Below are 6,619 nucleotides of genomic sequence, written 5' to 3'. Positions count from 1 at the left end.
TCTTTCTTGCCTTCCCTACTAATACTATTAATTTGAGATAAAGTTTTAATTATATAGGAGATTTCTATGTCAGAAAATGATGAAAATTTAACCACAGAAGAAGAAACTTCTTTAGAAACTACAGTAGAAGAAACTAGTGAAGAAGAAATTTCTTCAGGGACTACAGAAGAAGAAACCTCTTCAGAGACTACAGTAGAAGAAATCAGTGAAGCGAGAACTTCTTTAGGCACTGTAGTAGATAACAGCGGTGGAAGAAAACTTCCTGAAAAAATTACTACAGTAAGCGCAGGGAAACCACATGTAAAGTTTACAGTAGACGAAGGGAATTTTCCTATGAAACCTTCAGTAGATTGGGGAAGTAAAATGAAACTTTTAGATGAGTATCCATGTTTCAACCATCATCATAACTTACACTTTAAGCATTGTCATGATCCATATTACAATGGTCATCATACTTCATGTTGTCATGCCTATGATTCTGGCAATACAGTGGTAATACCTTATGGTTGGAAAGGTGGACTACCTATGGTAAAAGTTGGAGGGCATACAGAATTTTTTGATTTAAATAAGCCCGTGCTAATATCTGATCTAGGTTGCAATATTTGCGATTGTTATTAACTGCAAAAAAGCTGTTCAATTCCTATAAATTGGCTGGTGAAAATAGAGGGGGAGCATTTTAAGCATACCGGTTTTATATTTTGTAAGTTGCATTTAACTCCTGTGCCGTTGTCTGAAAAAACACGGCATTGGTAAGTTCTTTTCTCTTGGTAATTTCTGTATAAGCTGCACAAGATAAGCCTTCAACTAACCTCATTTATTTACTATACTGCTATAGTTTTATAGCTTTTTGATTGATGAATATTTTTAAGCGGATCTCCTCGCTAATCCTTAGCAAATTAAATGAGTTGGAGCAAAGGGATATCATAAATACGAGTGCGGAAAATTTTATCGTAGAACCTCCAAGTAATAGAGCACATGGAGATATTTATACAAATATTGCCATGGTGCTTGCAAAGCATGGTAATAAGAATCCAGTTGAGATTGCAGGGATATTGGCAAGAGAATTTGAACTGTTTGATGAAATTGAGAAAGTGGAAGTTGCGGGCCCTGGTTTTATCAATATGCACTTGAAAATAGAAGTATGGCATGGGATTCTCAAACAAATAAATGAGCTAAAAACAGAATTCGGTACTTTAAATATTGGAAACAATCAGGCCATCAATGTTGAATTTGTATCTGCAAATCCAACTGGTCCACTGCATATTGGTCATGCAAGAGGGGCAGTGTTTGGTGACATTTTAGCAAATTTACTGAAAAAAGTTGGTTATAAAGTCACCAAGGAATACTACATTAATGATGCTGGAGCGCAGGTAGATACGCTAGTTCGGTCAGTATATTTGCGATATAGGGAAGCTCTGGGAGAGAAGATCAATATCGAGAAAGGTTTGTATCCTAGTGAATATTTAAAACCAATAGGGGAGGGACTGGCTAAAAAATATGGCTCAAAGCTTTTAAATAGTCAAGATAATCAAGTAATCAGAGAGTATACTTTGAGTTCTATTTTAGAACTTATAAAGGAAGACATGGGCTTGCTTGGAGTAAGTCACGATGTTTTTACTTCAGAATATGAACTACAAAAAAGTGGCAAAATCGAAGAGAGCATAAAGATGTTGTCTGACAAGGGTTTAGTGTATGAAGGATACTTAGAAAAACCAAAAGGCAAAGAGAGCGAAAATTGGACTTCCAGAAAAGAGATGTTATTTCGCTCTACAGAGTTTGGCGATGATGTTGACCGCGCACTGAAAAAAGAGGACGGTAGTTGGACTTATTTTGCCTCGGACATTGCTTACCATTTCGATAAGATATCACGTGGCTTTAACAATATGATCGTAGAGCTCGGTAGTGATCATGGCGGTTATGTCAAAAGGCTCAAAGCAGTTGTCTCTGCGCTGAGCGATAATAAGGCGAAAATAGAGGTAAAACTGCACAACATTGTGAATTTTTTCGAGGATGGAAAACCAGTTAAGATGTCCAAAAGATCAGGAAATTTCCTCACAGCAAGGGATGTAGTGGAAGAAGTTGGCAGGGATATCACTCGTTTTATAATGCTAACACGCAGGAATGATACGGTCTTAGATTTTGATTTTGCCAAGGTTAAAGAGCAGTCAAAAGATAATCCTATTTTTTACGTGCAATACGCGCACGCTCGCGCTCATTCATTGATGCGTAACGCTCCAAAAGAACTCCCAAGTGCAGACCCTTCACTTTTAAAGACAGATGGAGAGTTATTCCTCATAAAAACCTTGGCAAAGTGGCCAGATGTGGTGGAAATAGCGGCAAGGCTTTATGAGCCGCACAGAATCACTTTCTACTTACTTGAAGTTGCAGAAGCGTTCCACGCTCTGTGGGGATATGGCAAAAACGATTCAAACATGCGGTTTATACTGGAAGACAACTTAGACCTCACCGCTGCAAGAATATTTCTCATTCAAGCCTTAGCACACGTCATTGCTTCTGGACTTTCTGTCTTTAATATCACACCTTTGGAAGAAATGAGTTGATTTTTTTTTGCTATAATATGTGATAATTAAAAATATTATTTAAAGTCAGAGGTCAAGCTATGAAAGATGAACAGTGGTGGAAAATATTAAGCGCAGTTAACGAGGAAGAAGATTTAAGTAAGGATAATGCAATTGAAAAAATAAAAGAGGAATTAAAAGCAGAAGACAAAGATTGGTATACAAAGTGGGAAGAAGCTAGTTTTGATGTAAATTACCTGTTTGAGGTTGAAAGTAATGTGTTCATTCAATGTGAAAATGGTTCTTTCATTCGATTTGAAGATTTTGAAGATGAGGATTTCGAAGATAATGCATTCACTCAACCTAAAGATAATGGTCTCACATTATTATACTTAGCCGTCTACAATAATCTAGGAAATACAATAAATGCTCTGTTGAAAGTAGAGGGAATCGATATCAACATAGTAGATAAATATGGATGTACTCTCTTACATGTGGCTTCTTTACGCGGTAATATAGGGGTAGTAAATTTTCTAATAGAAAAGGGGGCAACTGTTGATGTAAAAGATAGCTTTAGCAGGACTCCTTTACACTCGGCAGCTGAAGGAGGCTGTAAAAAGGTGGTAGATTTTCTAATAGAAAGAGGAGCTGATGTTAATGCAGTAGATACAAGTGGACAGACCCCCTTACATTCTGCAGCCGAAAGAAACTGTAAAAAGGTGGTAGATTTTTTAATAGCAAAAGGAGCTGATGTTAATGCAGTAGACACAGATGGAAGCATCCCTTTATATGGTGCTGCGTTCTATGGCCACACAAATATAGTAAACACTCTAATAGAGGAAGGGGCAAACATTAATATAGCGGATAAAGGTGGGTGGACTCCTTTACATTTAGCGGCTGAAGGAGGCTGTAAGAAAACGGTAGATGCTCTAATAGCAAGAGGGGGCTGATGTTGGCACGGTGGACAAAGATGGAAGCACCCCTTTACATATTGCTGCTTTAGCATGGTTTCATAAAAGGGTCTTAAGTACTTTGATAGAGAATGGGGTAAATCCTTTATTAAAAAATAAAGATGGTGAAACTCCAAGAGATTTAGCTCAAGATAGCAGTGTGAAGAAATTTCTGGAGAAGGCAGAAGAAAAACAACTGAAACACCAAGCATTTACATAAAAATATTGTTCCAGTGGTGTAGCCGCAGTGTTAGGTGCTGCAATAGCAGTGGCACTTTTCGCAACCGAGACGGTTGCAGTTGAGTTGGTGCCTATATTGATAGCAGTCGTTGTAGTTACGGTGGGAGCACTAGCCGTTGGTGGTGTTACATATATGCTATCAGAGCCTAGTGTTGAACAAGTTGCTGGAAATGAGCAGAAAGTATAGCATCAGATCTATAAAACGCATTGAAAACCCACCTATGCATTAAGCCGCAGCCCTATAATGTCTACTGTTGATGATTATTTCACCTATTGTAACTGCTGCTAAAATAAAGCAGTAATACACCTGTGTTAATAAAGAAATGGGTGATATAGAGGCTATGCTACCCGCTAGCAGTAGCTGAGAACCATAAGGCAAGATGCCTTTTGTGGCACAAGCAAAAACATCTAATAAGTATGCACTGCGGTGTGGCGCAATATTGTGTTTTTGTGCAAGCCTTTTTGCAATGCCACCACTTAATAAAATAGCAATGGTATTATTGGCAACTAAGACAGTGAACATAGATGCTATTCCTGCTATCACAAATTCAGTTTTAGTCTTTGTAATATCACTTTTATCGATGAGTTTATGTAATGCTTTTTGACCTTGTTTGTACATTATATGGCTTAGTCCACCAATAAATAGAGCAAAGATCACTATTTCATTTACTTCCTTAAAACCATTATATACGTTATGAGGAAATTGAATGACAGCATAGTCAAAAAAGACTATTCCTAGCACACCAGCAATAATTATGTTTACAGTTATTGTTACTAAAGTGGAAACTTCAAGCAGACCCATGATTATTAGAGAAATGTAAGGGATAACTTTTATTATCGATAAATAATCTAAGTTTGATATAGTAACAATTTTTGTACTATCTGCAGTTATTGCCAGATAGACAAGCGTTATAATGCTGGCAACAAGTGCTACTTTAGAGTTCACTTTAAGTTTATCCTTTATTGCAGCTCCTTGTGAAGAAACAGAGGCAATAGTGGTGTCGGATATCATTGAGAGGTTATCACCAAATACGGCACCCCCAACCACAGTTGCAGTTCCTATTTCAAGACCAAAAGCTCCACTTTTTGCCAGGTTAACGGCAATTGGTACCATTAGCGCAACAACTCCCATAGACGTACCGATTGCAGTTGAAATAAAAGCAGAAGCCAAGAATATTCCAGGCAACAGTAACCTTGTTGGAAGGAAATTGAGAATTAAATTAGCAACAGTGTCTGCGCTACCAATTGATTGAGTAACAGAAGAAAATGCTCCAGAAAATAGAAAAATTAAGCACATAGTAAGGGTGTTTTTGTCGCCCATGCCCTCGATAACAGTATCGATGTTATGCTGAATTTTATTTGTACCGCGTGAAACAGCAAAAAATAGTGCTGGTAGTAAGCAAATTACCGGTGAAACCTGACGAAGTGGATTATCAGTTCCGATGAAAGAGAAATAAGTGCCACTTCCAAGATATAGGATTAAAAAAATAAACAGAGGAACAAAAGCTGTCATTTCACCATATTTAAAAACTTAGGATAGCTAATTAAGTTGCTTTAATCAAGCACTAATCCCTGGTTCCACTAATTCTATAAGAAGTTAACAGCGGAGTTTTAAACTTTATGTTTAATCTACTTAACTAAATAGCACGTACAGTCTATTGCTTGACAATATAGGATTGCCAGGTTCCAGCGTTACTCATTTAAGTGACATTCCGAAAAGTGATTTTGCGAGGCACGTTTTGTGCTATACTTTTTTATGTTATGCAAATAGCTATTCAAATAAAATAATGGAAAATATAAAAACCATACCAGTAGAAGATAACAACGTTAGGCTGGATAGGTACATAAGAAGAATTTTTCCTAATTTAAAACAATCTGTAATTGAGAAATCTTTAAGAAGAGAGTTGATCAAAGTTGATGGCTGCAAAGCAAAGTCCAGCGATAGAGTGAACTCTGGGCAAACTATAACGATAAAACACTTAGATTATATTAAAAATACCAATTCCGAACGCAAATATAACGAAGAGTTAGTGAATCTACTGAAAGACAACATATTGTATGAAGATGAATATATACTAGCTATAAATAAACCTGCAGGAGTAATCGTTCAAGGTGGTGTAAAAGTAAAAATCAGCATTAGCGATTTGCTTGACCAAATCAGAGAGGGAGAAACATTTAAGATTGTCCATAGACTGGATAGGGATACAAGCGGAGCGATAATATTTGCACGCAATGCCAATGTTGCCAAATACCTTATGGAAGAATTCAAAGCACGTAGAGTAAAAAAAACTTATTTAGCATTAACTTCCGGCATACCGAGCAAGAATAGAGGAATAATAGATTATCCATTGGCAAAAAAATATATTTCAGGTCAAGAAAAAGTGGTCATTGATGAAAATTCATCTCAGAATGCCACTACACGTTTTTCGATCATGGCAAGGCTAGAGCACAATGTTGCTTATTTAGAATTGCAACCAATTACCGGCAGAACTCATCAATTAAGGGCGCATTTAGCTCATATAAACTGTCCTATCCTTGGTGATGGTAAATATGGTGGCAGAAAGGCTTTCATTGACGGTATAGCAAATAAAATCCATCTTCATTCGTGTTCTTTATCTTTAAAACTGCCAAATGGCAAAAAAACCACTATCACCGCCCTTCCCCCTGAGCACTTTAAAAATTCCCTTGAAGCATTACACCCTCCCTTTGAGTGGTAAACGTTACCTAAAAAAAAGCAAAAGAAGCCCTGGTCGGCATTTATTTTCAGTATTGGCGTTTTTATGCTTTACACGCTGAATTTAGCTGCTTTTAAGCGCAACTAGTCTAAGCTATAATATTTAAGAAATTTACCAGATAGAGAAAAAAGACAATAAAACTCCGAGGTAGCTAGTTATTCCACTCTCTATTTTA

At 37.0% G+C, this 6,619-nt stretch carries 7 protein-coding genes; 6 read left to right on the top strand and 1 reads right to left on the bottom strand.

The features are described from left to right. The first annotated feature begins 66 nt into the window (after positions 1 to 66). The 5 genes from DM84_RS04120 (at position 67) to DM84_RS04100 (ending at position 3,896) form a co-directional block, all read left to right on the top strand. Positions 67 to 618, top strand: coding sequence for a hypothetical protein (locus DM84_RS04120; RefSeq protein ID WP_250778531.1), 552 nt, complete (start codon positions 67 to 69; stop codon positions 616 to 618). 236 nt (positions 619 to 854) lie between these two features. Next, positions 855 to 2,561, top strand: a complete 1,707-nt coding sequence (argS, locus tag DM84_RS04115; protein WP_250778529.1) for an arginine--tRNA ligase — start codon at positions 855 to 857, stop codon at positions 2,559 to 2,561. A 59-nt stretch (positions 2,562 to 2,620) separates the two neighbouring features. Beyond that, the gene (locus DM84_RS04110) at positions 2,621 to 3,469 is read left to right on the top strand and encodes an ankyrin repeat domain-containing protein (RefSeq protein WP_250778527.1); all 849 of its coding nucleotides are present in this window, start codon (positions 2,621 to 2,623) and stop codon (positions 3,467 to 3,469) included. A gap of 10 nt (positions 3,470 to 3,479) precedes the next feature. Continuing rightward, positions 3,480 to 3,689 (top strand): ankyrin repeat domain-containing protein, encoded by a 210-nt coding sequence (locus tag DM84_RS04105; protein WP_250778525.1) that lies wholly within the window; start codon positions 3,480 to 3,482, stop codon positions 3,687 to 3,689. 27 nt (positions 3,690 to 3,716) lie between these two features. After that, positions 3,717 to 3,896, top strand: a complete 180-nt coding sequence (locus DM84_RS04100) for a hypothetical protein (RefSeq protein WP_250778523.1) — start codon at positions 3,717 to 3,719, stop codon at positions 3,894 to 3,896. 39 nt (positions 3,897 to 3,935) lie between these two features. On the opposite strand, the gene DM84_RS04095 is transcribed toward DM84_RS04100, so the two are convergent. Next, entirely contained in the window at positions 3,936 to 5,222 is a 1,287-nt protein-coding gene (locus tag DM84_RS04095; protein WP_250778521.1) for a Na+/H+ antiporter NhaC family protein, read from the bottom strand. 271 nt (positions 5,223 to 5,493) lie between these two features. On the opposite strand from DM84_RS04095, the gene DM84_RS04090 reads away from it, so the two are divergent. Next, positions 5,494 to 6,426 (top strand): RluA family pseudouridine synthase, encoded by a 933-nt coding sequence (locus DM84_RS04090; protein ID WP_250778533.1) that lies wholly within the window; start codon positions 5,494 to 5,496, stop codon positions 6,424 to 6,426. Positions 6,427 to 6,619: the final 193 nt, after the last annotated feature.

This window comes from Wolbachia pipientis (assembly GCF_023661085.1).
Classification (GTDB): domain Bacteria; phylum Pseudomonadota; class Alphaproteobacteria; order Rickettsiales; family Anaplasmataceae; genus Wolbachia.
The sequence above is the reverse complement of the archived record's forward strand: the minus strand, read 5'-3'. Positions and strand labels throughout refer to the sequence as shown.